This window comes from Acidithrix ferrooxidans (genome assembly GCF_000949295.1).
In the GTDB taxonomy this organism is placed as follows: domain Bacteria; phylum Actinomycetota; class Acidimicrobiia; order Acidimicrobiales; family Acidimicrobiaceae; genus Acidithrix; species Acidithrix ferrooxidans.
Window position 1 is genome coordinate 15,511 of the sequence record NZ_JXYS01000074.1, and the last position, 25,415, is coordinate 40,925.

At 47.9% G+C, this 25,415-nt stretch carries 20 protein-coding genes and 1 pseudogene; 18 read left to right on the forward strand and 3 right to left on the reverse strand.

Annotation, left to right across the window (positions count from 1 at the left end; genetic code table 11):
- Nucleotides 1-44: 44 nt before the first annotated feature.
- A complete protein-coding gene (locus AXFE_RS11335) occupies nt 45-1,151 on the reverse strand; it encodes a M24 family metallopeptidase (protein ID WP_082058698.1) in 1,107 nt (368 codons plus the stop codon).
- Nucleotides 1,152-1,399: 248 nt separating this feature from the next.
- On the opposite strand from AXFE_RS11335, the gene AXFE_RS11340 reads away from it, so the two are divergent.
- On the forward strand, nt 1,400-2,305 hold the full coding sequence (locus AXFE_RS11340) for a heme o synthase (RefSeq protein WP_052605972.1): 906 nt from the start codon (nt 1,400-1,402) through the stop codon (nt 2,303-2,305).
- Between the two features lie 52 nt (nt 2,306-2,357).
- Nucleotides 2,358-2,915 (forward strand): TlpA family protein disulfide reductase, encoded by a 558-nt coding sequence (locus tag AXFE_RS11345; RefSeq protein WP_160291838.1) that lies wholly within the window; start codon nt 2,358-2,360, stop codon nt 2,913-2,915.
- A 19-nt stretch (nt 2,916-2,934) separates the two neighbouring features.
- Here the strand turns inward: AXFE_RS11345 and AXFE_RS19395 are convergent, their stop codons facing one another.
- On the reverse strand, nt 2,935-3,120 hold the full coding sequence (locus tag AXFE_RS19395; RefSeq protein WP_152626048.1) for a hypothetical protein: 186 nt from the start codon (nt 3,118-3,120) through the stop codon (nt 2,935-2,937).
- A 753-nt stretch (nt 3,121-3,873) separates the two neighbouring features.
- Here AXFE_RS19395 and AXFE_RS11350 point away from each other — a divergent pair.
- The 4 genes from AXFE_RS11350 (at nt 3,874) to AXFE_RS11365 (ending at nt 8,145) form a co-directional block, all read left to right on the forward strand.
- Nucleotides 3,874-4,551 (forward strand): hypothetical protein, encoded by a 678-nt coding sequence (locus AXFE_RS11350; protein WP_052605974.1) that lies wholly within the window; start codon nt 3,874-3,876, stop codon nt 4,549-4,551.
- 3 nt (nt 4,552-4,554) lie between these two features.
- Nucleotides 4,555-5,469, forward strand: coding sequence for a cytochrome c oxidase subunit II (locus AXFE_RS11355; protein WP_052605975.1), 915 nt, complete (start codon nt 4,555-4,557; stop codon nt 5,467-5,469).
- Between the two features lie 85 nt (nt 5,470-5,554).
- On the forward strand, nt 5,555-7,501 hold the full coding sequence (locus AXFE_RS11360) for a cytochrome c oxidase subunit I (protein ID WP_052605977.1): 1,947 nt from the start codon (nt 5,555-5,557) through the stop codon (nt 7,499-7,501).
- Nucleotides 7,498-8,145 (forward strand): hypothetical protein, encoded by a 648-nt coding sequence (locus AXFE_RS11365; protein ID WP_052605979.1) that lies wholly within the window; start codon nt 7,498-7,500, stop codon nt 8,143-8,145. The genes AXFE_RS11360 and AXFE_RS11365 overlap by 4 nt, the downstream gene beginning before the upstream one ends.
- Before the next feature lie 1,361 nt (nt 8,146-9,506).
- Here the strand turns inward: AXFE_RS11365 and AXFE_RS11380 are convergent.
- Entirely contained in the window at nt 9,507-11,018 is a 1,512-nt protein-coding gene (locus AXFE_RS11380; RefSeq protein WP_052605984.1) for an LCP family protein, read from the reverse strand.
- Between the two features lie 138 nt (nt 11,019-11,156).
- On the opposite strand from AXFE_RS11380, the gene pyrR reads away from it, so the two are divergent.
- The 12 genes and pseudogenes from pyrR to AXFE_RS11440 all read left to right on the forward strand — a co-directional run.
- Nucleotides 11,157-11,759 carry a bifunctional pyr operon transcriptional regulator/uracil phosphoribosyltransferase PyrR gene (pyrR, locus tag AXFE_RS11385; RefSeq protein ID WP_052605986.1) on the forward strand — a complete coding sequence of 201 codons (603 nt, stop codon included), beginning with the start codon at nt 11,157-11,159 and terminating at the stop codon, nt 11,757-11,759.
- Between the two features lie 14 nt (nt 11,760-11,773).
- Entirely contained in the window at nt 11,774-12,703 is a 930-nt protein-coding gene (locus tag AXFE_RS11390; RefSeq protein ID WP_052605988.1) for an aspartate carbamoyltransferase catalytic subunit, read from the forward strand.
- The gene (locus AXFE_RS11395; RefSeq protein WP_052605989.1) at nt 12,700-14,100 is read left to right on the forward strand and encodes a dihydroorotase; all 1,401 of its coding nucleotides are present in this window, start codon (nt 12,700-12,702) and stop codon (nt 14,098-14,100) included. Before AXFE_RS11390 ends, AXFE_RS11395 begins: the two co-directional genes overlap by 4 nt.
- Nucleotides 14,097-15,212, forward strand: a complete 1,116-nt coding sequence (gene carA, locus AXFE_RS11400) for a glutamine-hydrolyzing carbamoyl-phosphate synthase small subunit (RefSeq protein WP_268749159.1) — start codon at nt 14,097-14,099, stop codon at nt 15,210-15,212. Before AXFE_RS11395 ends, carA begins: the two co-directional genes overlap by 4 nt.
- 89 nt (nt 15,213-15,301) lie before the next feature.
- On the forward strand, nt 15,302-18,634 hold the full coding sequence (carB, locus tag AXFE_RS11405) for a carbamoyl-phosphate synthase large subunit (RefSeq protein ID WP_052606011.1): 3,333 nt from the start codon (nt 15,302-15,304) through the stop codon (nt 18,632-18,634).
- Nucleotides 18,635-18,873: 239 nt separating this feature from the next.
- A complete protein-coding gene (locus AXFE_RS11410; RefSeq protein WP_052605990.1) occupies nt 18,874-19,806 on the forward strand; it encodes a beta/alpha barrel domain-containing protein in 933 nt (310 codons plus the stop codon).
- Between the two features lie 553 nt (nt 19,807-20,359).
- Nucleotides 20,360-21,043, forward strand: a complete 684-nt coding sequence (gene pyrF, locus AXFE_RS11415; protein ID WP_052605992.1) for an orotidine-5'-phosphate decarboxylase — start codon at nt 20,360-20,362, stop codon at nt 21,041-21,043.
- A gap of 226 nt (nt 21,044-21,269) precedes the next feature.
- Complete coding sequence (locus AXFE_RS11420) at nt 21,270-22,694, forward strand: hypothetical protein (protein WP_052605993.1); 1,425 nt, start codon at nt 21,270-21,272, stop codon at nt 22,692-22,694.
- 143 nt (nt 22,695-22,837) lie between these two features.
- A complete protein-coding gene (gene mihF, locus AXFE_RS11425) occupies nt 22,838-23,158 on the forward strand; it encodes an integration host factor, actinobacterial type (RefSeq protein ID WP_052605998.1) in 321 nt (106 codons plus the stop codon).
- Nucleotides 23,159-23,163: 5 nt separating this feature from the next.
- Nucleotides 23,164-23,724 (forward strand): nucleoside/nucleotide kinase family protein, encoded by a 561-nt coding sequence (locus AXFE_RS11430; RefSeq protein WP_052606001.1) that lies wholly within the window; start codon nt 23,164-23,166, stop codon nt 23,722-23,724.
- Between the two features lie 281 nt (nt 23,725-24,005).
- Nucleotides 24,006-24,371, forward strand: coding sequence for a DNA-directed RNA polymerase subunit omega (gene rpoZ, locus AXFE_RS18540; RefSeq protein ID WP_235347797.1), 366 nt, complete (start codon nt 24,006-24,008; stop codon nt 24,369-24,371).
- Between the two features lie 398 nt (nt 24,372-24,769).
- Nucleotides 24,770-25,415: pseudogene (locus AXFE_RS11440) on the forward strand (IS1595-like element ISAxf1 family transposase); the annotation flags it as partial.

The following is a 25,415-nucleotide window of genomic DNA, read 5'->3' on the forward strand; positions in this document are numbered from 1 at the left end:
TAGAGATCCTTTATTAGGAACCTTAATTCGGGTTTTCGAGTCAGTTATTTGGTCAGGTTGGTTAGTAACCTAGCACCTTGGTCTGTGATAACGAATAGGTCTTCAATTCTTATCCCAAATTGGTTTGGGTAGTAAAGGCCTGGTTCAACCGTTACGACCATTCCTTCGCATAGTTCAGTAGTCTGGCCCTTTAGCAGCCAGGGTGCTTCGTGGATCTCTAAGCCAACGCCGTGGCCCGTGCCATGAGAGAAGTATCTTCGGGATCCCTCGTCGAAGGAGGTGCGACATCTATCGTCAATGGTGCCTGATGAAACGCCCGGCCTAAGCATTGAGATGCCTTCTTCCTGGGATAATAGAACTTTTTGATAGACCTCTTCGACCTCGTCACTAAAGCTTGTTCCGGCGGTTTTGATCGTGCGGGAGCAGTCGGAGCGATATCCTTCGAAGGTAGCGCCAAAGTCAACCACGATTGGCTCGTTCGTCATTATCGGTCGATCGGTTGGAACCGCGTGGGGAAAGCTCGAATTGGGACCGGATGCGACAATCGTATCAAAGGCAACTCCTTCTCCTCCGTTGATTCGGATCAGATAATCGAGTCTGGCCGCCGCTTGGGCTTCTGTCGTTCCCGGTCGTAGTTCGGTCGCAAATTCCTCAAAGGCCATGGACGCAATGGTTGCGGCACGAGCTATCTTTTCAATCTCTTTGTGGTCTTTAACCTGGCGTTGACTAACCAAAAGGGAAGTGACGTCTAAGACCTCAGGTTTGGTTGCAAAGCTACTTAATACACCAAGGAAGTTGGCGTGGGAGATTCTATCGAACTCCAAAAGCAGACGTGGTTCTTTGGTGGAGTTCGATTGGATTATGCTTTGGAAGCTGTTTTCGGCTTGGTTGATAATTTGAAAGTTGATCTGCGTCGATTGCAAAAGGTCCGATAAATTTGAACGAGCTTGATCTAGGTACCGTCCGTCTGTCACCAGATTGACTTCGACGGTCTCCTGGTCTGATTTGGTTATAAGGATTGTCGCATTCGAGGAGGCAAAGGCGGTGAAGTAGTAGACAGTCGTCGGTTCTGTGGATAGAAATATGAACGGTTCTTGGGTCTTGGAAAGTGCAAGTTCAACGAAGCGCAAAATTCTTGAAATGGACATCATTGAGTCACAATAGTAGCTTGTTTGGTGGATTTTTGCGATCTCGGAATGTCTTGTTATGGTGTGGCTGTTGAGGGTGGAGAGATAATGAGGTGACCTTTCCTTGAGAAGCCACCTTTATTGTCGACCAAGAGATGTGGGCGAATCGACATGACACTCACTATCATCTAAAAATCAAGTAAGTTTTTTATGTGGATTTGGTTAGGGTATAAAGTCCTAACTTTTGCGGCAGAAGCGAGTAACCAAAAACGATGAATTCCATCCCTGTTGCCCTAAAGACCGGTTCCGGATTTAAGACGGTTCGGGCATATGTAGTATTGATGAAGCCGCGCATTATCGAGTTGCTTTTGACCACAACTCTCCCAGCTATGGTTGTAGCACAGCGTGGACTACCATCAATAAGTCGAGTTTTGATAACGCTTCTCGGAGGAACTTTAAGCGCTGGCGGTGCAAATGCAGCCAATATGTGGTTTGATCGAGATATAGATGCCTTGATGAAGCGTACAAAGCAGCGTCCTCTTGTAACCGGCGAGATCTCTCCAACGGCGGGCCTCTCGTTTGCTATTTTGGTCGAGCTGATATCGTTCATTATTTTATGGAAATATGACAACCTTCTGACGGCGTCACTCTCGCTTGCAGCAGCAGCTTTTTACTTCTTTGTCTACACAATGTGGTTAAAGAGGAGTAGCTCCCAAAATATTGTTATAGGTGGTGCTGCTGGTGCCGTTCCTGTCTTGGTTGGCTGGGCTGCAGTGCAGAATGATATAACGCTTTCCGGAGTTATGATGTTTCTGATCATATTTCTGTGGACTCCGCCACATTTTTGGGCTCTAGCCTTCCGTTACAAGGAGGACTATTCGAACGCTGGCGTTCCAATGCTGCCGTCGGTGGCTAGCTTCGAGCAGACATCTCGATCCATATTGATCTATACAGTTATCCTGGTCATCGCGACACTGGTTATGGGGCCAATCGCACACCTTGGGGTGATATATGATGTTACAGCTATAGCACTAGGAGCAGGCTTTATCTACTACGCCTTAAAGTTGCGCAGTAGTCATAGTCCCAAGGTTGCAATGCGGGTATTTAGCTATTCGATAACCTATTTGACAGTCCTATTTTTAGCAATGGGGATTGATACCCTTGTCTTCCACCACTAGCTCACCACTTGAGCCGTCAGGGTCTATGGGTGGTGACCAAAGAGGATCAAAGGTGACACCAACTCGGGTGCTCACCTTGATCGGGGTATTAGCGATTGGCCTGTTGGTGGTCTTTGCAGTTTTGAAAGCTACTAGCTCTAAAGCGTCGCTAGCTCTCTCAGCTCCTGGTTCTGGCGTGGTCACCTCCTCGCCGCTCGTTGGGCATCCGGCACCATTATTTTCGTTACCTTCTCTATCTAATGGTTCGAAATTCGTCTCTCTAAAGAGTCTTGAAGGACGACCGTTGGTGATAAATTTCTTTTCTCCCGCCTGTATTCCCTGTAGACAGGAGATGCCAACATTTGCATCTTTGGGTGGAAGATACGCTGGCAAGATTAACTTTGTTGGGGTTGATGAGACGTCGAGTTCTAGCGCCGCGCTTTCGTTCGTTAATTCCTTTCGGATTCCCTATCCTACGGTCATTGATGCAAATGGGGATTTAGTCGGACCATATTTGATTCCGGGAGTACCAGTGACAGTCTTTGTCGGATCTAATGGCGTGATCAAAGGGTACGTTGCTGGGGCAATCTCAAAGTCGACCCTCATCGCACGCACTAACGCCTTGGCCTAAGCGTCTTTAGTTAGGTGTTTTAGCTTCCTTTTGATGCTCCGGTGGTCTTTGTGGCCTTATTCGGAGTGGCTTTTGGGGCCTGTACCACGCGCAATGCAACCGAGACTGGACATGTACCGTGAAGCAGCCGGCCAAGATCACATATCACGGCTAAGGCGACTGCGAGGTGAGGAACAATTCGGTAGTCATTCCTCTTTTGAATCAATTTCGAACGAGGCTGCCTTCAATTCGCAGATCTTCCTTCTGCTTGCAGATATCGAATGAGCTAAAGGTCTCCTTATTATGGTTGCTTGGAGCATTGGGAGGAGTCAGGTCACAGAAGATCTCGCTTTGATCCCAGCGACGATGTTGCCCATTGGATCGAGCGGTTATCGGATCGAGCGGTTAAGGGGCATTTTGGGTCATTAGCGAGTTGATTGAGTTGTCTAACCACGGCGAAGTGGTCCAAAGATTATGGAATCATGGTCCAAAGATTTCGGCGAGGTGGTCCAAAGATAGAAGAAAAGTCAAAATCTGTCTCGTTGTAACGTGACAACGCTCCATATGTGATTTATCGTTAGCTTGATTTTGGTTAAAACATTCAACCAAAGAGTTTTATGAGGCGCATAAAAGCCCTAGGTAAAGCGCTGAGCCAAACCAACTCCCTTGGCCCCAAGGCAAGGGAGTTGGTTCTTTACATTGGCAGATTTGCCAATGGCGCTTGCCATTTTTGTCAACTTCATTTAGAGCTGTAAATTAATAAAGCGAGATACTATCTACTAGTTTGTATCGTTATTTACACTACAGATTTGCATATACAAACTTTATTCTAAATATTCTCGAAGATGACATTCAGTTGATCCTCAGGCATAGTAAATTTTTAGACGAAGGTGAAGGAAGACACTATCGATAGGGCCATTGGTCCTATTCTCAATAGGGTCTTTTGTAGTCTTCAAAGTAGTTATAGAAAGGGGTAAGATTGTCGAAAGGAGCTCGCGCTGGCGCGCTATTAGTATCATTTGCGGCACTGCTTGGATTAATTGTCTTTGCGGTCGCAGGATATCTTAGGTCGACACCGCCGACTGTTTCAGCAACACCCTCCTCTACTCCTGGCGTCGTTAACCTTGTTATGCAGACCGATGGTGCAGTGGGCGTAGGTCCTCATCCAAGTTGGGTGGGGTACTTTATCCAAGATGCCAACGGAGCTTGGCATCAGACCACTCTGATCCAGCTTCCTACACATAGCACTGTTCACGTAACGCTTTACGAATACGATTCAGGTGGAAACCTGAGAAATACCGTCTGGTCCAAAATACAGGGCACAGTCGGTAATATTGCGTATGTAAATGGAGTAGCGGAGAATATAGTAAATCCAAATTCCAATACGGGAAATGGAATAGCTCACACATTTAATGTTCCAGGCCTTGGGATCAATGTCCCGATGTATGGCGTCAGCTCAACTGCAAAGAATTTCTGTAATGCAGGTCCTTGCAACTTGAGCGAGGCTCATACTACTATTACCTTCCAATTCCACACCGGTGGCGTTGGTAGCTATAGATGGCAATGCTTTGTTCCATGTGGACTTGGTTATGTAGACGGCAATGGTGGCCCAATGCAAAACATAGGTTACATGGCCGGATTTCTGAAGGTGGTTTAGTCGATGGCTAATTTCGTTTTAGACGAATCCCGCAGCGAAGAATCCACTAAGGGCCATCTGACTAAGATCCTGGTAATTTGGGCTATCACCTCGGTTATCGGCATGGCGTTGGTTTGGTTCGTATTAGGACCTCACCTCCCGCCTGGCACGATGACCGACCAAGCCCAAGGCGCCCAGTTTGACATCAGGTTGGTGTCAACACTGGTAGTACCTGTGCTCTTTTTCGTCTGGCTCTTTTTTGGGTATTCGATTATGAAATGGAGGGTGCGTCCGGGTGAAGACCCACTCGCTCCCGGCGCCAATATCAGCGGAAACTCTAAGGCTCAGGGCGCGTGGTATATAATCACCACCACTTTGGTCTTGGGTTTGGCTGCTTTTGGTACTTACTTTTTGGTGGTTCCAGCCGGAGCTGGAGGAGCTGAAGGTTCGAGCCCAATTTGGAGGCCTGCAACTAAGAATATATTGCAGGTTCAAGTCATTGCACAGCAATGGCGCTTTACTTACCGATGGCCCCAATTTGGTGGCATGGAGACCACTAGTCTTGAACTTCCAAACAATACAGAGATTCAGTTCAATGTTACAAGTTTGGACGTTATTCACGACTTTTGGGCCTATGGCCTAGGGGTTAAGGCTGATGCGAACCCTGACTACAATAACATAGCTTACGCCAAGACTCAACAGACTGGAAAGTTTGTTGTTCGTTGCGACGAGCTATGTGGTATTTGGCACGGGGCTATGTATAACTACGGACATGTGGTAAGTCAAGCACAATTTCAGACATGGGCCTCCAATATGGAGACCCAAAATGCTGCTTTGACGAAACTTCTACCTAAGTATTCATTGACCTATACGCCTTCTTACTCAGGTGCTGGTGGCGGTTATTACAATACTGCAACCGACCCCAATGCGAATCTTTAGTTTGATTTGAATTGGCGGTATGTAATGTATAGCGAAAACAGCAAATATTTTGTTTTATTTTTTTTGAATTTGGAGGATTGCATTCATGGCAATTGACTTCTCGAAAGAGACCGAATCAGGTTCTTCGAGTGGCACTCCAGGTACTTCAGGTAAGGGTATCTTTAGCCCGAGCATAATAACTGGAGCCGTCGCCGGTGGCATAGGGTATCTCTTTGGCCACTGGATGGGTAATGCCATCGCCGGCGGCTATCCACAAGTTATAGGTAGTGGTCAAAACGACGTTGCCATCTGTCTTGGTTATGCTTTTGCTGTCGTTGGATGGTTTGCTGGCCTTGGGGCTCTCAACTATCCAATCAAGAAGATGCTGGGTTACGAGCCCGACTTTAGCGAACCTGAACTAAAGCCTGGATGGACGAAGTATTTTCAATATACCCAAGACCATAAGATAGTTGGAATCCAATATCTCTTTGGTATGTTGGTCTACTTCTTCACGGCGGGCCTGTTGGCTCTAGCCATTCGAACAGAACTGTTGTCGCCTACCCACCATATATGGGGACCAAGCACCTACCTTGAAATCGTAGGTGAGCATGGAACCATGATGATGATGATGATGACTTCGGTGGTTCTTGGACCGTTTGGTAACTTTATGATTCCTTTGATGATTGGCTCCAAGAAGGTGGCATTTCCTCGTTTAGAGGCAGCCTCGTTCTGGTTTACGCCGATCTCATATGTAATATTGTTGTCCGCATTGTGGCAGGGCGGCTTCCAATCTGGTTGGACGTCGTATGCTCCGCTCTCGATCCAACAAGGTGTGGGCCAGGATGCATATATCTTTGGATTCGGCCTGCAGGGCCTTTCAATGGTCTGTGCTTCGACGAACATTGTGGCTACGATTATCAACTATCGAGCACCAGGTATGACTTGGAATCGCTTGAATATCATGGGTTGGTCGATGCTGTCCCTTGGTTTCACAATGATTCTCTCAGTTCCAGTGCTTATTGATGGTTTGTATGTTTTGACACTTGATCGAACTGCCCAAACTTCGATGCTCTATGGTCCCCACGGAGGTTCATCCTTCCTCTGGGAGAACTTGTTCTGGTTCTTTGGCCATCCGGAGGTCTATCTGTTGGCGATTCCAGGCTTTGGAATGGTCGCAGAGATTATCCCGGTCTTCGCGAGAAAGCCGATCTTTGGTTACAAGACATCGGCCGCTGGTATGATTGGTCTGGCAGTTCTTAGCTTCTTTGTATGGCAGCACCATCTCTTCCAGAGCGGTATGAACCCGGATATGCGTCCATTGTTCATGTTGACAACAGAGCTGATCTCAATTCCTACAGGCTTTATTTACTTGGTTGGAATGGGAACTCTTTGGAAGGCTCGAATCCGCCTTACTGTGCCGATGCTCTTTATGTTGGGTGTTTACTTCAACTTCCTCTTCGGCGGACTGACTGGAGTTTACGTCTCTGACGTACCAATCAACGTAACGGTGCACGGTAGCTTCTTTGTTATGGCTCACTTCCACTACACCATCATGGGTGGGGTAATCTTCGCATTCTTTGGTGCGATCTATTACTACACTCCTTTGGTTACTGGATTCCAGCTCAACCAGAAGTGGGGTAAGATTCATTTCTGGTCGATGATGATCTCATTCAACTCGACCTTCTTGCCTTTGTTTGCGGTCGGACTCTTGGGTCAGCCGCGCCGAGTATTCGAGTATGCTCAGCGTCTTCAGACCTTGAATGATTGGGTTTCGATCTCGAGCTATGTGCTTGGGCTCTCTTTGACCTTCTTTGTCGTAACCTTCCTTTGGCAGCTTGTGGTTACTCGTACTCCTGCAGTTCGAAACCCATGGGGATCGCGCAGTCTTGAATGGCATGTGGACTCTTATCCACCGCCTCAACATAACTTCAAGACGGTACCTGTTGTAATGGCTGGACCCTATGAGTATGCTGATCTGGATGCATTGCCAATGGCTGATATAGTTGTTGAGAATGCCGATAAGGATGTAGTTCGCACGGGAGGCAAAGCATGAGTGAAATTACCGAAGATCGTCCCGTAGTGGACGAGGTGCAACTCTATCATGAGGCTGCGCTAGGTTCTCACTGGTGGGGCGCGAGGATAGCTATTGGCTTGGTGATGACCCTTTTTGGTGGAATTGCCTTTGCTTATTTCTATCTACGTTCTCTGAACTCGCATGGCCTTTGGGATCCACATGGTCAGACTGCTTCGACCCTTATGGGCTCTCTTATTCTGACCTTGGTTCTTCTGAGCGCTATCTTAAATGCATATGGCAACTTTCGCCTAAAGAAGGGCTCGACAATTGACTGGCAGGTAGCCAACATTACGGCTCTTCTGGCTGGGTTGTTTGCGGCTGGTTTCCAGATTTGGGAGCTGAGTCGGTTGAACTTCTTTCCAGGTGCTTTTGGATACGCTGGGGTCTATGTTGCATTTGCTCCTGTCTATTCCGGCGTTATTATCCTGTCAATGTATTGGCTAGAGACCTTGATTGCTCGTTCGTTACGCAATGCTCGCGCACTTGCTAGCGATGGGGGAGTGGGGCTCTCGAGCTCGATGATGGCTGAGAACTTTAGATCTAATCTTGAGGGGTTTAGCTATTACTGGGCTTTCATGGCAATCGTTTCAGTGGTATTTTTTGTCCTCTTTTACGTTCTCTAACTTGTGGTTGTGATGAATAGAGTGCCTATTCGTCACAACTCAAAGAAAGGTAGCCATGTTTGCTAGTGTAGGTCCGATGAACGTGCCTGCTGGTGGTGTTCTGACAATGGTCATTCCGCTAGGCATATTTATAGGAATTCTCTTTTGGGGTTTCTTCCAAAGGAAAAGATTCAATTAGTTTTTAGTTAATAATTATGCAGGAACGGGGGTGTTGGCCATTTTGGCCGGTACCCCCGTTTTTTATTCTCTTTGGTTTTGTTCCCCTTGTCGTCTTTTTGGCGACGTATGCCAAGGTGGCTTAGGGGTGTTCCTGTTAGCTCGCTATCGAACTCGTGGTCTTCTTTAGTCCATCGTGTTTGGATGTAGGCTTCGGTGGATTCGGCTGGTTTTTGGGATTGATGCCATAGCGGAGTGACTAGGGGCGCATTGGGCGTGAACGCTGAGTTGGTGTTTAGTCTCCTGGTGGATTTTTTCTGTAACATTGGCTTCTTTAATGGCTACCCAGTTTTCAAGTGTCCATGGGTTGTAGTGACAAAGTTTCCCAGGATCGCTTTAGCGGACAATTTGTCGAATTAGAGATTGATGCGATTCGATAGCGGAGAGAGGCGACAGTTGCACAAGTGAATTTTTTACCCTTTGTATTTTAGACCATGTGCTTTTTGTAATACAACGCGCACCTTTTGTTCAAGAGTTTTTATTCAATATTGCCTAGCACCGGTAGGTGGAGGGAGAAAATGCCACTTGGAATAGTTGATTTTTTCAATTGTGTAATTGTCTCTGAGGGTTGGATATAGGTGGTCCAAAGATAGAAGAAAAGTCACCAAGTTGCATTTTGGTCTTGGCAAGGTGCATTTTGGTCATAGCAAGGTGCCAAGGCGGTCTTTGTTGATTTTAGTTCTTGTGGGTTTCGCAAGAGCATCAGATCAGACATTGCGACGCACGCTATGACACATATAAAAATATCGACGAGATTGTGGTTTTTCCAGGGCTTCTTCCAGGGCTTCTTCTAGGGTTGGGTGAGCTCACGCAGTTGAGATTATTTGCTCATGCTTTGGACTCTTTGGTTCTTTTTTTGCTTTGATCTAAGGGTTCTTCCAAAGGTTGGTAAAGGCTGCTCTAGAGGCGAACTTGGAGAGAGGTCTCTTAGATTCGGCCGAGGCGTATTTATTGGCCCGCGAGAACCATTGCTCTAGATGCAGCGTTTTGTCGGATGGTTGTTCGATTAGATCGAGAGGGCTTTGGTTAGCTGTCGAGGTCGTATTAACTTTCTCTTTTTTTGTATGGTTCTAGCTCTCAAGCGGGGCTATCTTTCCTTTTTGTTGTAATTGGCAATGGTTTGGTGGGTTGTAGATTCGGTTTTTCTATCCGGCGTTGGTGGTACAGGCTCGGGGGTCCCAGGGCTGAAGCGGTGTATTAGAACTAGTTGCCGGCAGGGTGATGGGTGCTGTGGTAACTGTCGGATGGGAGTTTGCGGCTGTTGAATTTGGCGAAGGTTGTGCTTGTTGTTGAGGTGGGGCGACGCTTAGTGAGGTGCCTGTTATGACATTTATCTTTGCACCATTGGATGTCGTTCCTTGGCTTAGGACCACTGCGCCTGAGAGGCTCGCCATGACTACTTGTGCTTGGTTTAGATATCCAGGAGCATAACGCACCACCGTCTCTAGGTTTGAGCCGTAGATAGGACTATTTCCTGTTGCTAGGACCTTGTAGCCCAGGGCGCCTAAGGAGGTAGCGATGGATGAGGCTTGTTGGTATTGACCTGTTCCATTTAGCACTGCGATAGAGATGGTGCTATGTGACAGTTTTGGTACACTAAGGCCAAGATATTGGTTCATTACCGCAGCGTCTTGGGGTTGTGCTGGAAAGACCACATCTCCGTAGCTGGCACCTAGGTATTGATAGTTGTTCTCGAGGGCAATTGGGAGGGTGGCTGTTGCTACCGCGCTTGGATTAATATTTCTGAACGTTGTGGCCAGGCCAAGAAGTCCATTGAAGGTAAAAGTGCTGTCTAGCTTGAGGAAGGGGACCACTGACGAGAGGATTGAGTTGAGCTTTAGTGGGTTGGATATTCCTTTAGCTTTTACTTGTTGGGCCAGTACTCTGAGGAATTCGTGATCTCTTCGAATCCTAGAGAGGTCTCCTAGTCCATCGGGTAGGTAGTTGATCCCATTTGTTGAATAGTACATTTCGCGAGAGCGCACTAGAGCTAGGGCCTGTGTGCCGTTGAGGTATTGGCACCCAGTGTGGGTTATGTTGAGACCGGTCATAGCGTCTTTTACGTAATATGGAAAGTCCATATACAAGCCGCCTAAAGCGTTGACAAGGGATTGAAATGTATCGAAGTTCAATTCGACGTAGTGCTGGATAGGTATCCCTAGGTCTTGTTCTATTGTGCTCACGAGCACCGATGGCCCTTTGTTTAGAGCGGCATCGACGCGGTTTGATTTGGTTGAGCCGGGTATGGGCAGGAACAGATCACGAGGTAAGGATACCAAGGTGACCCTTTTGGTTGCGGGGTCGAGATGAGCGATCATAGTCACATCGCTTCTGGCGCCACCGACTTGAGCTCCTGTGCCAAAGGCGCTGGCTTGTTTGCCGTTCAAAACGCTTCTGGAGTTGTTCCCAACCAGAAGGATGTTGATTGGTTGGTTGGAGATGGTTGCAGAGAGACCGCCCACTCCTACCTTTTTTATCTGTCCAAATTTGATCCTGGCATAGCCATAGACGCCTACTACCCCGAGGATCAGAACCAGAACCAAGATACCAATTGTTGCAACCAATATTCGTCGTCTGCGATAGATCTTGTGGTTTGGTAGGGCTGGCTTTGAGTCCTTTGGTTGAGGAGGTTGATAGTAAAATTGATTCTCGGGCATTTAGTTGCGTTCTTTGTTATCGATCGAATATGAGATTTGTGCAATTGGGTTGAAAGTGCAATCGCTCAAACTAGCCTATTAGGTATTAGTTGCCCGTAAAGTAAGTACTGCGATACTTACACGGTTCATGGAGGCTAAATGCCATCGAATAAACTGCGGCTCGTACCAACTGGTGCGGGTGGCCTCACACTCAAAGCGCAAGTTCTCTCCAAAACAGAGATAGATCGCGCGATTACTCGAATAGCCCACGAAATATTAGAGCGCAACAGAGGTCCTCATGACCTAATGCTGCTAGGTTTGCTCCGCGGTGGCGAATGGTTTGCCCAGGCGTTGGCCAAACGAATTGAAGTTCTCGAAGGGGTAACGGTCCCTCAGGGTGTTTTAGATGTTACCCACTTCAGGGATGACTCCACGGAGGCTTCGGCTGGCGCAATGGATCTTCCAGCCGATCGTAGTTTTCTGCCTTGTTCCGCAGAGGATAAAGTCGTCATTTTGGTTGATGATGTTATCTTTACAGGTCGAACGGTCCGTGCTGCTTTGGACTCGCTTTTATCTCGCGCTCGGGCATCTAAGGTCCAACTTGCGGTGATTGTGGACCGTGGCCATCGGGAGGTGCCAATACGCCCTGACTTTGTCGGCAAGAACTTGCCAACAGCTCTTAGTGAATACGTTGAGGTTACCCCTGAATCGATCTCCATCTACCAAGATCAGGGACAGACAAACCAAGTTCAAGAATCCTAGGGCGGTATTGCTAAATGCTTTCAGAGGGGCTTCATACAATTCAACAACTCGGCGAAGCGGATTTGAGGTCTATCATAGACCGTTCGCTGGATCTTCGCGGTGGTGCAAGTCCAAGGGTTTATCGGTCCAAAACTTTAGCGTTGATGTTTTTTGAGAGCTCCACTAGAACGCGTGTCTCCTTTGAGATGGCAGCCAAAAAGTTGGGTGCCTCGGTGGTGGTCTTTGATTCGAAGAACTCATCCTTAGCTAAGGGCGAGACCCTAAAGGATACAATCTCGACGATTTCGTCCTATTGTCCAGATGCCATAGTGATTCGTTCCTCTTTCGGTGGTGCTTCAATACTGGCTCAAAGGTGGTCCAATAGCGCGGTCATTAACGCTGGCGATGGAGCTCACCAACATCCGACTCAGGCTCTCTTGGACCTTGTTACCTTGGTCTCACACTTTGGGTCGATCGATGCTCTGGCGGGTAAAAAGATTGCAATTGTCGGCGATATCTCTCATTCGCGCGTCGCGCGTTCCCTGGTATCCCTATTGTCAAAGGTTGGCTCCAAGGTGGTACTTGTGGGTCCCAGGGATCTTGTTCCATGGCAATTTGAAGGCGAATCTGTCGAAATCACTGATTCGTTTGATTCGGTTGTTCCTAAGGTCGATATCTTCTACATGTTACGAGTGCAACGCGAACGGATTCGAGGTGACTCAGTGATCCATGACCAAGAATATGCGAGCAAGTTTTCCTTGACCAAGGAGCGATTTTCAAAGGGTTCTAATGGCGCGATGATCATGCACCCTGGCCCGGTATTTCCAGGCATGGAGGTGGACTCGGATCTCGCAGAATCTCAGCGTTCGCTAATTAGAGAGCAGACTAGAAATTCCATCTTTACCAGGATGGCGGTCTTAGAGGCGGTCTTTGAGGCCAATTCAAATACAAAGGGAGAGGCTTGAATCGTTCAATCTTGATTTTGAATGCAATTATTGCTGATCGTAATGGGTTTCGTTTGGGTGACTTGCGAATTGGCGAAGGGCTGATTCAAGAGGTTGGCGATCGATTGACTCCGGGCTATGGTGATATTGTACTAGATGTTCGCGGGGGCGTCGTTGCCCCGGCGTTTGTGGATCCTCATACTCATTTACGACTTCCAGGTGATGGTGAGTCAGAGACCTTTGAAAGCGGAAGTCGAGCCGGTGCGCTAGGTGGCTATGCATCGCTCTTGGCCATGCCCAATACCACTCCAGTGGTTGATAACCTTTCTATTTTGTCGCACCTTCGAGAGATGGTAAAAGACCTGCCGCTTCGAATTGCCTTTGCTGCATCAATTACTAAGGCGAGACAAGGAGAAGTTCTCTCGCCAATTGGTGAGCTGGCCAGTGCCGGAGTTAGAGTTTTTACCGACGATGGTTCGGGTGTTCAAAGTAATCTAGTGATGCGCCGGGCTCTAGAGGTGGCATCGCGCCTGGGTGTCGTTGTTGCACAGCACGCTGAAACGTCAGAGTTTTTCGATGGTGGGGTAATCAACGAGGGACTTGTCTCAGCTGAGTTAGGTCTACCTGGGATTCCTGGCATCTCTGAAGAGTTGATGGTTTCTCGAGATATAGAATTAGCCACCAATACCAAGGCTCCAATTCATTTCTTACATCTTTCGACCGCTCGCTCGGCCGAACTGGTTCGTTCAGCTAGGGCGAACGGATTAGCAGTGACGGCTGAAGTCACCCCACACCACCTCTTTTTAGACGATGGAGCAACTAGAAGCTTTGATTCGCGCTTCAAGGTCAATCCGCCCCTTAGAGATAGGGCCTCTATCGAGGCGCTTTGGAGAGCGGTTGGTGATGGAGTCTTTGAGGTAATTGGGACCGATCATGCCCCCCATGCAACCTGGAAGAAGGATGCTCCAATAGAGATCGCTGCCTTTGGGATGTTGGGCCTACAAAACTCGTTCCAAGTTTTACTCACTGGAGCACAAGGTGTAATTGCGGATTTAGGGATCATTCCGAAGCTTCCATCCCAGGTGATAAAAAGTGCACAATTGCTCGATAACGATCCCCATCCATTTGAGTTATTGGCCTGGTTATGGCGGATCATCTCGATGATCTCCTGGCAAAGTGCAAGCCTCATTGGTGATACGGGCGGATCGATTGGAATCTTGGACGTAGGGGCAATAGCAGACTTGGTGGTATTGGATATTGAAGCGACGCGAACCATGGCGATAGAGGCTCTGGCCTCTAAGGCCAAGAATTCGCCATATCTTGGCATGACACTAAATGGCGCAGTTCGCCATTTGATAGTTGGAGGCAAAGCTTTGGTAATAGATGAGAAACTTCAAGAAGAGGGTAGTTGGCGTTGATTTTTAGCGAAGAAACTTTTTTTTCCAGTGATGGTTATCTCGTTTTGAGTGATGGTACCTTTTATGAGATCGAGATCCTCTCGCTCTCTCAAAAGAGCTACGCCGGGGTGGTAGCCCTTGGCGAGGTTGTATTCAACACTGTTCTAACGGGATACCAAGAGGTTGTTACCGATCCATCCTATGCAGGCCAATTTATAACTTTTACTACTCCAGAGATAGGAAACTATGGCTGCAACTTCCATGATATGGAGTCAGATCGGATCTGGGCTAACGCGGTTGCTATCCGCAACTACAGCGGAGTGCGCTCCAACTATCGTGGGGAGAAGTCGCTCCTGGCGCTTTGTGAAGAGTCCAACGTTCCCCTGATACAAGGTTTGGATACCCGAGCCCTGACGAGACATATCAGAGAACATGGTGCCATGCCTGGAGTAATTGGCGTTGGCGACCCAAGGGAACTTGCCAAATTCGCCACCTCCGAACACTCTACCGACAATAAAGATTTAGCTGCGGTGGTCACTAGGGGTAACTCCTTTGAAGTTGGAGAGGGACCTTTGGTAGTTGCGATCGATTACGGGATGAAGTCATCGATCATAAGATATCTAGCGGGGCGCTTTCGCCTTAGGGTGGTCCCGGCGACTACAAGTGGAGCCGAGATCTTGAGCTATGGTCCAGCTGGCGTTTTTCTATCCAATGGTCCAGGTGACCCTTCCGCGCTCACCTATTCCAATAGCCAGATAACAGAGGTACTTGGGAAGGTACCGCTCTTTGGAATATGTCTTGGCCATCAACTTCTTGCTCGAGCTATCGGTGCCACAACCTATAAGTTGAACTTTGGTCACCATGGTGGTAATCATCCGGTTTCGCGCTTGAGCGACCAGGTGGTGGAAATAACGAGCCAAAATCACAACTACGCAGTCGATCGAGATTCGCTCTCTTTGGCCTATGGCAAATCTACAATTACTCATGTCAATCTGAATGACAATGTGGTTGAGGGCTTTTCGCTAGATGATGCAAGGGCCTTTTCAGTGCAATACCACCCAGAAGCTTCACCAGGTCCCCACGACTCGCTCTACCTCTTTGATCTATTCGCAAAAGAAGTGCGATCTGCCTGAGACTACGGGCGATGAGCCCTAGAGCTGGGCTCACACCAACTTTCAATATTGATCTAAGAAACAAATTTAAACTACTAGGAGGAATTCGGTTGGCGGCTAGAACAGATATTAGATCGGTATTGGTGATCGGCTCTGGTCCAATTGTCATTGGACAAGCATGCGAATTTGACTACTCCGGCACACAAGCCTGTCGAGTCCTCTCTAAAGAGGGTTATCGAGTAATCTTGGCGAATTCAAATCCAGCTACGATTATGACCGATCCCGACTTTGCAGATGCCACCTATATCGAACCACTAACTTTGGCCGTGTTAGAGATGATCATTGCCAAGGAGCGACCGGACGCCTTGCTCCCGACCCTTGGCGGACAGACCGCTTTGAATCTAGCAATGGAGTTGAATGCTGCTGGGGTGTTGGAGCGCTACGGAGTTGAGATGATTGGTGCAAATGCCCTTGCTATCAATACAGCTGAGAATAGAGAGCTCTTCAAGAATGCAATGGACGAGCTTGAACTTAGGGTTCCTCGCTCTGGCTTTGCTCATGACATGGAAAAGGCTATAAGCGTCGCCGAGGAGATTGGCTTTCCAGTTGTGGTTCGACCAAGTTTTATCCTAGGTGGTGCTGGTACTGGTATTGCCTTAGATTCTGAGGAGTTCCTAGAGATTGCTTCTTTTGGCCTGAGCGCTTCACCGATATCTGAGATTTTGATCGAAGAGTCCATTGCGGGATGGAAAGAGTTCGAGCTTGAGGTGATGCGCGATCGAGCAGATAACGCAGTCATTGTCTGTTCTATTGAGAACTTTGACCCAATGGGCGTGCATACAGGAGACTCCATAACGGTTGCCCCTGCCCAGACGCTAAGTGACGTCGAATATCAGATGATGAGAGACGCTGCATTTAGAATTATCCGCCGTATTGGAGTGGAGACCGGCGGATCGAATATCCAATTTGCCATCGATCCCACTAACGGTGAGATGGTTGTGATTGAGATGAACCCAAGGGTTTCGCGGTCATCAGCTTTGGCCTCTAAAGCCACAGGTTTTCCCATAGCCAAGATAGCAACTCTGTTGGCGATAGGCTATCGCCTCGATGAGATAGAAAACGACATAACAAAAGTTACACCCGCCTCTTTTGAGCCGAGCATCGACTACGTGGTGGTAAAGGTACCTAGATGGGCCTTTGAGAAGTTCCCCGGTGTCTCTAGCCGACTTGGAACCAGGATGCAAAGTGTCGGCGAGGCGATGGCGATCGGTCGAACTTTTACTGAGGCGCTCCAAAAGGCGATGCGCTCGATCGAACTTGGTCGTTATGGCCTTGGGGGAGATCCGCTGGATAAGCCACTTGATCTACTAGGCCTCGATGAGGTCTTGAACCTGGCTACAAAGGCAACTCCTAGTCGAATCTTTGAGGTAGAATCAGCATTGCGCAAGGGGGCATCGATTGAGCTCGTCTACGAAAAGACAAAGATTGACCCTTGGTTTCTATTTCAGATTCGAAAGATCGTCGACGAGAAGAGGTTTTGGAGCGATCTAGCAGTTGACGACGAAGGCGACTCTATTGATTCGTTGAAAGATCAAATAACACGTAAGGATCTACTTCGCGCGAAGCGAAATGGCTTTTCTGATGCTCAATTGGGCTATTTGACCAATACATCTGAGACATTGTTTCGTGAGCTTAGATCGAAGTTCGCCTTAGTGCCTGGATATAAGACAGTTGACACCTGTGCAGCAGAATTTGAGGCGACAACCCCATATCACTACTCCAGCTATGACGGAGAGTCCGAGGTCACTCTTGGGGATCGCAAGAAGGTAATAATTTTGGGGTCGGGGCCAAACCGAATTGGCCAAGGCATTGAATTTGACTACTGCTGCGTGCATGCTAGTTATGCGCTATCTGAAGCAGGCTATGAGACGATAATGCTCAATTGCAATCCAGAGACTGTTAGCACTGATTACGATACCTCAGATAAGCTCTATCTCGAGCCGCTCTTTCCTGAAGATCTAAATTCGGTAATTGAAGCCGAATCAAGCGGTCTTGGTGGCGGTAATCTCGCTGGGATTATCGTTAGCTTGGGAGGTCAAACACCCCTTCGGTTAGCTCAAGGAATTGATCCAAGCCTGATTTTAGGCACATCAGCTGACGCCATCGATATCGCCGAAGATCGAAAGCGATGGTCGGCAATGTGTGAGTCACTTTCGATTCCACAGCCCCCAGGTGGTACTGCAACGACCTTTGAAGAGGCTTCAAAGGTCGTTGCAGAGATTGGCTTTCCTGTTTTGGTGCGTCCGTCTTATGTCCTTGGTGGCAGAGCCATGGAGATTGTCTACGATCTTGAAGAATTTGAGGCTGCATTTTCGCGCCTTAGTGCGCTGTCGGCCGAAGGTGGCGAAGCGTCGATGCGCCCGGTTTTGATCGACTCGTTTTTAGAGGATGCAATTGAGATCGACGTCGATGCCATCAGGGATCAAGATGGTGGCTTTTTACTAGGGGGCATCATGGAGCACGTTGAGGAGGCCGGGATCCACTCAGGCGATTCAGCCTGTGTGATTCCACCGATAACGCTTCCCCCGCAGATCCAGCAAGAGATCGTCCAAACGACAGCCAAGATAGCAGATGCACTTTTGGTGGTGGGGTTGATAAATGTACAATTTGCCCTCAAAGCCGGTTCGCTCTATGTCATTGAGGCTAACCCTCGAGCTTCGCGTACCGTACCCTTTGTCTCTAAGGCAACGGGCGTACCACTTGTCAAGATCGCAAGTTTGGTGATGGTCGGACGTAGCCTAAAAGAGCTTGCCTCAGAGGGGATCCTTCCTGTAGCGGTGGATCGAGACTACTATGCGGTAAAAGAGGCTGTAATGCCATTTTCACGCTTTCCTTCAGCTGATACTTTGCTTGGGCCAGAGATGCGCTCCACCGGTGAGGTAATGGGTATCGACTCCACCTTTGCCCTGGCATTTGCTAAATCTCAATTGGCAGCCGGAACCTCCCTTCCCTCTAGCGGAAAGGTCTTTTTATCCCTCGCCGATCGAGACAAAGCATCGGGGGTTGAGTTGGCCCGTCGTCTGCGCGCTCTAGGATTTTCAATAGCTGCTACCAGTGGGACTGCAAAGCTGCTATTGAGTTTTGATATTTCGGTTGATGACGTGGTTGGTAAGATTGGCGAAGCTCAAGACGACGAGTTAGACGCAGTGAGCCTTATCTCATCGGGTGAAGTTGGTCTTGTGATAAATACACCACGAGGACGAGGACCAAGAAGTGACGGATATCATATTCGAAGTTCCGCCAATCGTTACAAGGTGGCCTGCGTAACTACCATGTCTGCTGCGCTAGCTGGCGTTTCGGCGATCGAGGCACTAAAAGACAACAAAATGACCATTACCTCGATTCAAGAGTTCCACCGTTCGATCTCCAAGGGTTCGAGATAGCGCTACAGTACAAGTTGATACCATGTTGTTGATACAGCGCCGTTGATACAGTGAAATGGCAGGGCGCAACGAAACGGCAGGGCACAACCGAAGTATTCTTTAGTTTGGGTAGTAACGTCACTGGATCTAGAAAATAGTATTGGAGCGGTTGTACTTTATTAGGCGATATTAGGCGATATTAGGCAATGGAGCCGAATTGAATTGGATGGCTAAATCGGGAGGTCGAGCAATTGGTTGATATGACAAGTGTGATTTGCCAAGGGCTGACCTTGAAGACGCCAGTTATGAATGCATCAGGCGTTGGGGGTTTTTCAAATGAGTTGCACGGATACGTCAATATGGCCGAGATGGGTGCATTTGTCACTAAATCGCTAGCCCCTTTTGAAACCAAAGGCAATCCAGCTCCTAGGGTTGTTGGTGCAAATGCGGCCATGTTGAATTCGGTTGGCCTTACGGGGCCAGGAATTGAATTTTGGCGAGAGAACCTACTTGCTAAGTTGGTGAAGATAAATGTTCCCACGATCGTGAGCATTTGGGGAAGAACCATCGATGATTACGCTCGAGCTGCAGCTCTTCTACAAGGGGTAGATCCAATAGTGGTTGGCGTTGAGGTAAATGTATCTTGTCCAAATATTGAGGATAAGAACAAGATGTTTGCCCATTCGGTTACCAGTGTAGGCGAGATTCTTGATGCCACAAAGGAATTGTCACTGCCTAGACTTATTAAACTTTCTCCAAGCACACACCTTCTGGGGGAGATCCTTGAAGTAGTTGATGCCTCAAGCGCATCTGGGGTGGTCCTCACAAATACAGCTCTAGGTCTCTCTCTTGACATGGGTAACCTTCTGCCATCTCTTGGGGCGCGCGGTGGAGGACTCTCGGGTCCAGCGTTGCATCAGATTGCATTGAGAGCGATCTACGACTCCTATAGGGCACTTCCGAATCTTCCGATCGTCGGTGTGGGCGGAGTCTCGAATGCCCGAGGGGCTATTGAGATGTTGGCAGCTGGGGCTCGAGTAATCCAAATTGGAACGGCATCCTTTGTCGAGCCTCGAGTAATCTCGAAGGTGATTCAGGATCTTCCAAAAGAGATCGAGAAGTTGGGGTTTTCAGCTGTTTCGGACCTCGTAGGTGCCGCTCATCGTGGTGGAGCTGCCGCTACACGAGATTGATCGTTTTCTGTGGTTTTCCATACTTTGGCTTCTTCAATTGGTCGAGCATGGCAACTGAAGCCAGGCGGTAGATAACGATAGATTGGTCGATTCCCACATAGTTGACTCCACAGAGCCGGCTGTACCACAGAGCCGCGTGTATCACAGAGAATCGCCTTGGGCTAAGTGGGCCAATACTTATAAGATTCCTTTGGCCATCAAGAACAATTCCATGTGTGCCTATATCTTTGCCACCATGTTGGCTACTAGGGGTAACTCGGGGAGGACGCTTGATCGTGGGGGCCTCTAGTACCTCGTTGTTTCATTGGCATGATTGGAGAAAGAAGACGCTCTATGAGTTTTCAATTGCAACCTATTTAATGGTAAATACGTTTCCAAAACTGATATATGCATACGACTTCTATGCAAGTATTGATTTGGGAAGTTTCGAGTTAAATTGACTTGATTTTTTTAGTTTTGACCTGTGAAATTTTGACCTGTGAAGTCGCGTAATAAAAAAGGCAGGCTTGACTAGCCCTTGTGGTCCTTTGATACCAAGAAGAAAGATTGTGAGATGTCAGACTCTAGGCTCGCATTGGCGATAGATACCGATGATGTGGTTGAAGCTCTTCGCTGGGCGAAGGAGTATTCCTATGCATTTGGATATGCAAAGGTTGGTTTGGAGCTGTTTGTGTCGGAAGGACCAAGTGTAATCTACTCCTTGAGGGAGCTCGGATATAGAATTTTCTTGGATTTGAAGCTTCATGACATTCCTAATACCGTCTTCAAAGCAGCCAAGGTCATAGGTAGCTTTGGTGTGGAACTCCTGACTGTTCACTCTCTGGGAGGCCTTGATATGCTAAAGGCTGCCGTTGAGGGCGTGGTGACTGGGGCGGTTCTAGCTGGAGTCGCAGAGCCTCCGGCGATCATAGGGGTGACCTATCTGACCAGTGATTCATCCATCGACCCCGCGGGTTTCGCCGAGCGATTGACTCTAATTAAAGACAGCGGCGCCCGTGGATTTGTCTCTTCTGGCCACGAGGTCGCTAGAGCTAAGGAGCTTGAGCCAGATCTTTTTGCGGTCGTTCCCGGAATACGTTTTAGAGACGATGCTAGAGATGATCAATCTAGAGTCATGACACCCACCCAAGCGCTGACTCAAGGAGCGGACCTTCTTGTTCTGGGTCGAAGCGTGACGCGCTCACAGCGACCTCGCGAGGCTATTGAGATGCTTCTGGAGTCGATTTCGAAGATTTAATATGGTTATTAGCTGAGCGAATCACCTTGATTTTATCAATTTTACCCGTGGCATCGCTGTCTCTAAATGGAATTAAAGTCGACTCGTTTTGAGTACGAAGATTTTCTATACATGTAGGTTTTCGGGCTTGTTGACATTTGGGGACGTCTAATAGAGATCTTAGGATCGCTAGATTTGCCTATCTGTGCCTCTGTAGCCGCAAGTGTGCTATTAGGAAGGTCGCACTATGAAGCGCAAAGAAAAGATGCTTTCTGACGCCAATATGATCCAGTGCGGGGATCTGTGGGGCGGTGGCTGTCATGAAGTGCTTTTAGATGCGGATCGATTTAGATGCAAGATAGATTCACATACATCGAGTCGCCATGCAATAGTAATTCGAGATGCACTCCGTGTTGGCTTTGAGCCCGATGAATTGGTGGTACTTCAGCGGATCGAAAGCGACGATGACCTCTCGACGGAGTTGTGTGACTTTTTGTCAACCTCGCTGGAGGGACGGTTTTTATTGGCGCGCCATAGATGCTGCCCGCCCGAGGTGATGAGAAAGATCGTCGATTTCAAAGAGCTTAAAGTTCTTCGTGCTGCTTCGACAAATCTATGCGCTCCGGCGGATGTGTTGGTGACCTTGAGTTCCCATAGCGACTATGGGGTTCGTGCTAATGTGGCAGAAAACACCTCTTGTCCAAGGGATGCTCATGCTAGCTTGGCGGGCGATCGTTCGGTTACTGTGAGGGCGGCCGTTGCGTCAAACACGGTGGTGGATCCTGCGATCTTGATAAGCCTTATGCACGATGATAGCGACCCCGTGAGATTAGCATTGGTCAAAAATCCAATCTCACCCCCAGCGGTCTTAGAGTCACTGATCTCTGGCAAATCACATGAGATTAGAATCAGAGCGGCTACGCACCCTAACTTGCATCGATCCTTGGCGCTCAAACTATCTCGGGATGTAGATTGGCGCGTGAGGGGAGCCCTCGGAGCATCCATTACCGCTGTAATTGATGGATCGTTAGAGATCTTTCGGGCATTGGCTTGCGATCGAGATGTCCCAGTGAGATCTAAAGTGGCCGCAAATAGCTGCCTTCCGGAGGATTTGGCACTTGAGCTTTGCCAAGACCCCGACTATAGCGTGAGACATCACTTAGCGGCAAATAGTGCTCTGTCGGTGGCTACTTATGCAAGGCTCCGCTTTGACGAGCGTGCAAGCGTACGTCGCAACCTTGTCAACAATCCCAGCCGACCGCTCTTTTACAGCGATGAAGAGGTGGAGAAGTTTATGGACTCCAATCCTGACTTTGCGTGGCTGGTCTTTTGGGGCGACCACCGTTTGACTCCGATCAATGCTCGTCGCGCAGTGGACCTTTCGATTGGAAAGAGCCTTCCTTATGACGACTTCTTTTTCATTCACGAAGAGAACCGTGTTCTTTTAGGTGAGCTTTTTTTGGCGGGAAAGATCAAATTTGACAAGCGAGAGAGCTTGAGCCTTTTGCATTCGATCTGTCAAATCGAAGACCAGATCGAGTTGTCAAAGAATATCTATTCTGTGATTGCTGCCCGTGGGGAATTCGATACACTCCATGGTGCCAAGGAAGTCCTTCGTGCATCATACGGCCAGGATCAACTTCGTGATTTTAAGGTTTCCGGACTCCACTGATTTGGCCGCAAATCCATTAATAACATTACGTATATGTTGATATTCGATTCATGAAATGACTACATTGATATTAATTACCAACTTTTTTTTGAAATTTTGCCGAAATCGACACGAAGTGTCGTAGCCTGCGGTAATTTCACAATATGCCTTTGCCTCCACAATTAACACCAGAACAAAGAGCCGACGCACTAAAGAAAGCTGCTGAAGCCCGTAAACAACGAGCTGAAATCAAAGAAAAGCTAAAGCTGGGTACGGTTACCCTCTCTGAGCTTCTTGAAAAGGCTCCCAACGATGAACTTATTGGAAAGATGAAAGTCGCATCCGTTCTTGAATCTCTGCCAGGAATTGGCAAGGTTCGCTCTAAGAAGATTATGGATGCTGTCGGAATCACTGAAACGAGACGCCTCCAGGGTCTAGGGGTCAAGCAGAAGCAAAATCTGCTTGAAGAGGCTTCTAAAGCCTAGCTAGCTTGATTTTCGTCCTTTGTGGTCCGGGCGGCGTCGGTAAAGGTACCGTTGCCGGCCGACTCATTGAATGTGTTGAGAACCTCTCTTTGTCTCGCTCTTGGACGACAAGAACTCGTCGTGAAAATGAATCGGCGAGCGCTTACGTCTTTGTGGATGAAGAGAGCTTTCTCTCTAAGGTTGCCGACCACGGCTTTATTGAGTATGCTCGTTTTTTAGACAACTTCTACGGAACACCGCTTCCAGAGGAACGGTTTTTTGGGTGCGAAAGTCATCTTCTCCTTGAGATAGATGTTCAAGGTGCCAAACAGATTAGAGAGCTGATTGCATCTGCAAAGATTATGGTCTTAACTCCGCCAAGCGATTCAGAGCTAGAGCGTCGGCTTCGCGTTCGAGGTGACGACCAGGGTCATATTGCTGCTCGTGTTGCCTTGGCAAATAGCGAAATTGAAAGTGCACTGGCTCTAGGCGGACAGCGCTTTATCAATGATGATCTTGAGGCGGTAGTCGCTGAGATAGCGGGTTTTATTGAAACCTGTATTGGCGATTGTCACGATCATCCCTAGATTGCCAAGATTATCCCTAGTGGCTCTTTGTCATTCATGACTTGACTTGATGACTTGATGACTTGACTTGATGACTTGACTTGATGACTTGACTTGCTGACTTGACTTGATGACTTGACTTGCTGACTTGACTTGAATTGGGAGATTAGCTATCAACACCGAGGTGGTCATGGCCATCAAGGTAGAGTAGCTCGGATTCCTTAGTCTTTGCGATAGTCGTAACTTCAGTGAACTGGACTAGACTGAAAAGCCGTATTTAATGTTTTTTTTAAGGATTCGCATTGGCTAAGTCTGCATTCGATGGTTCGCTTATGAGTCCCCCAATTGAGGACCTTTTGGATAAGGTTGATTCCAAGTTCTCCCTAGTGACACTCGCTGCGCGTCGGGCCCGACAGATCAATGCCTATCACGCTCACCTTGGTGGAAATATGGGAGCTATAGTCCCACCCCAATTTGACGACGTTACACGAAAGCCCCTGTCAGCATCGTTTGATGAAATTGCTTCTGGCTTTGTGGTTCCGATTCGTGAGGCGATTGCAGCTGTTGTAATACCAGAGTCAGAGGACGCTGAGGAGTTCGATGCAATGGATCTTGGCGATGAGATCTTTATTGCCTCTGAGATCGATGGTAACGGCGAACTGGACTGAGGTCTTTTGCTCTTGGGTAATCCCTTCTCGTAACGACTTAGAAAAAACTACTGAGTGAATCTCTTCCTATCGTAGTTTTTCTTTCCCTCGCATCAGTTTTGATGGCATCTGCGACGAGCGGGTGCCATTTTTTTATTCAAATACTTTATTTAAATTTTGTATTCTAAGGCGCCCGTTCGCAGCTGATTCGATGTCTTTCCTATGTTGCTCCCAGCTAAAGCGAATCCTTTAGCTTGAAGGCAAAAATGCATCCAAGAGATGGCGAACTAATGGGTGTTCCTGCGATGACTATCGATTGTTTTTGGAATCATACTTATCAAGTTTCGTAAGTTTCGCCTCCACCGAGACCAGATTGGAGCTAATCTTTAGTAGAACAGATGTTCGATAAAGGAGGCATGGTGGATATCTCAGGCTTTATGGTACGCTTCGCTTCAGAGGAAGCATGTGAAGATCATTTGATCAAATTGCGGTGGAAAGAGGGATTTAGATGCCCAAAGTGTGACTCTGACCAGTTTACCTTAATCAGGCCAAACCATCGAAGAAATGCAGCATCTCGAGCTCCACTTTTTCAATGTAAATCTTGTCACCGTCAAACTAGCGTTACCTCCGGAACCATCTTCCATCGAAGCCATATCTCTTTATCCAAGTGGTTCTCCGCTATCTATCTATTGTCCAACGACAAGCGTGGTCTTTCGGCTACTACCATTGCTAAATTCGTTCAAGTATCTTATTCGACTGGCTGGTTGATGCTAAATAAGCTACGAAAAGCAATGGCTGACCGAAATGGTTTATATAAACTTGGAGGAAACGTCCAGGTAGATGAGTTCTTTTTAGGTGGTGAGAGCCATGGCGAAGGCTAAAGAGGAAAGGGAACAAAACAAACCAATGTCCTAATTGGAGTGTCGATTAGCAATGGTGCTCCTACTCATTGCTTCATGGAAGTAATCAAAGATACCACTGCTAAATCATTCAAAGATGTTTTTGTGAGACGTTTAGATTCCGATACCAAGCTGATAAGTGATGGTAACCCAAGTTACGGGGTAT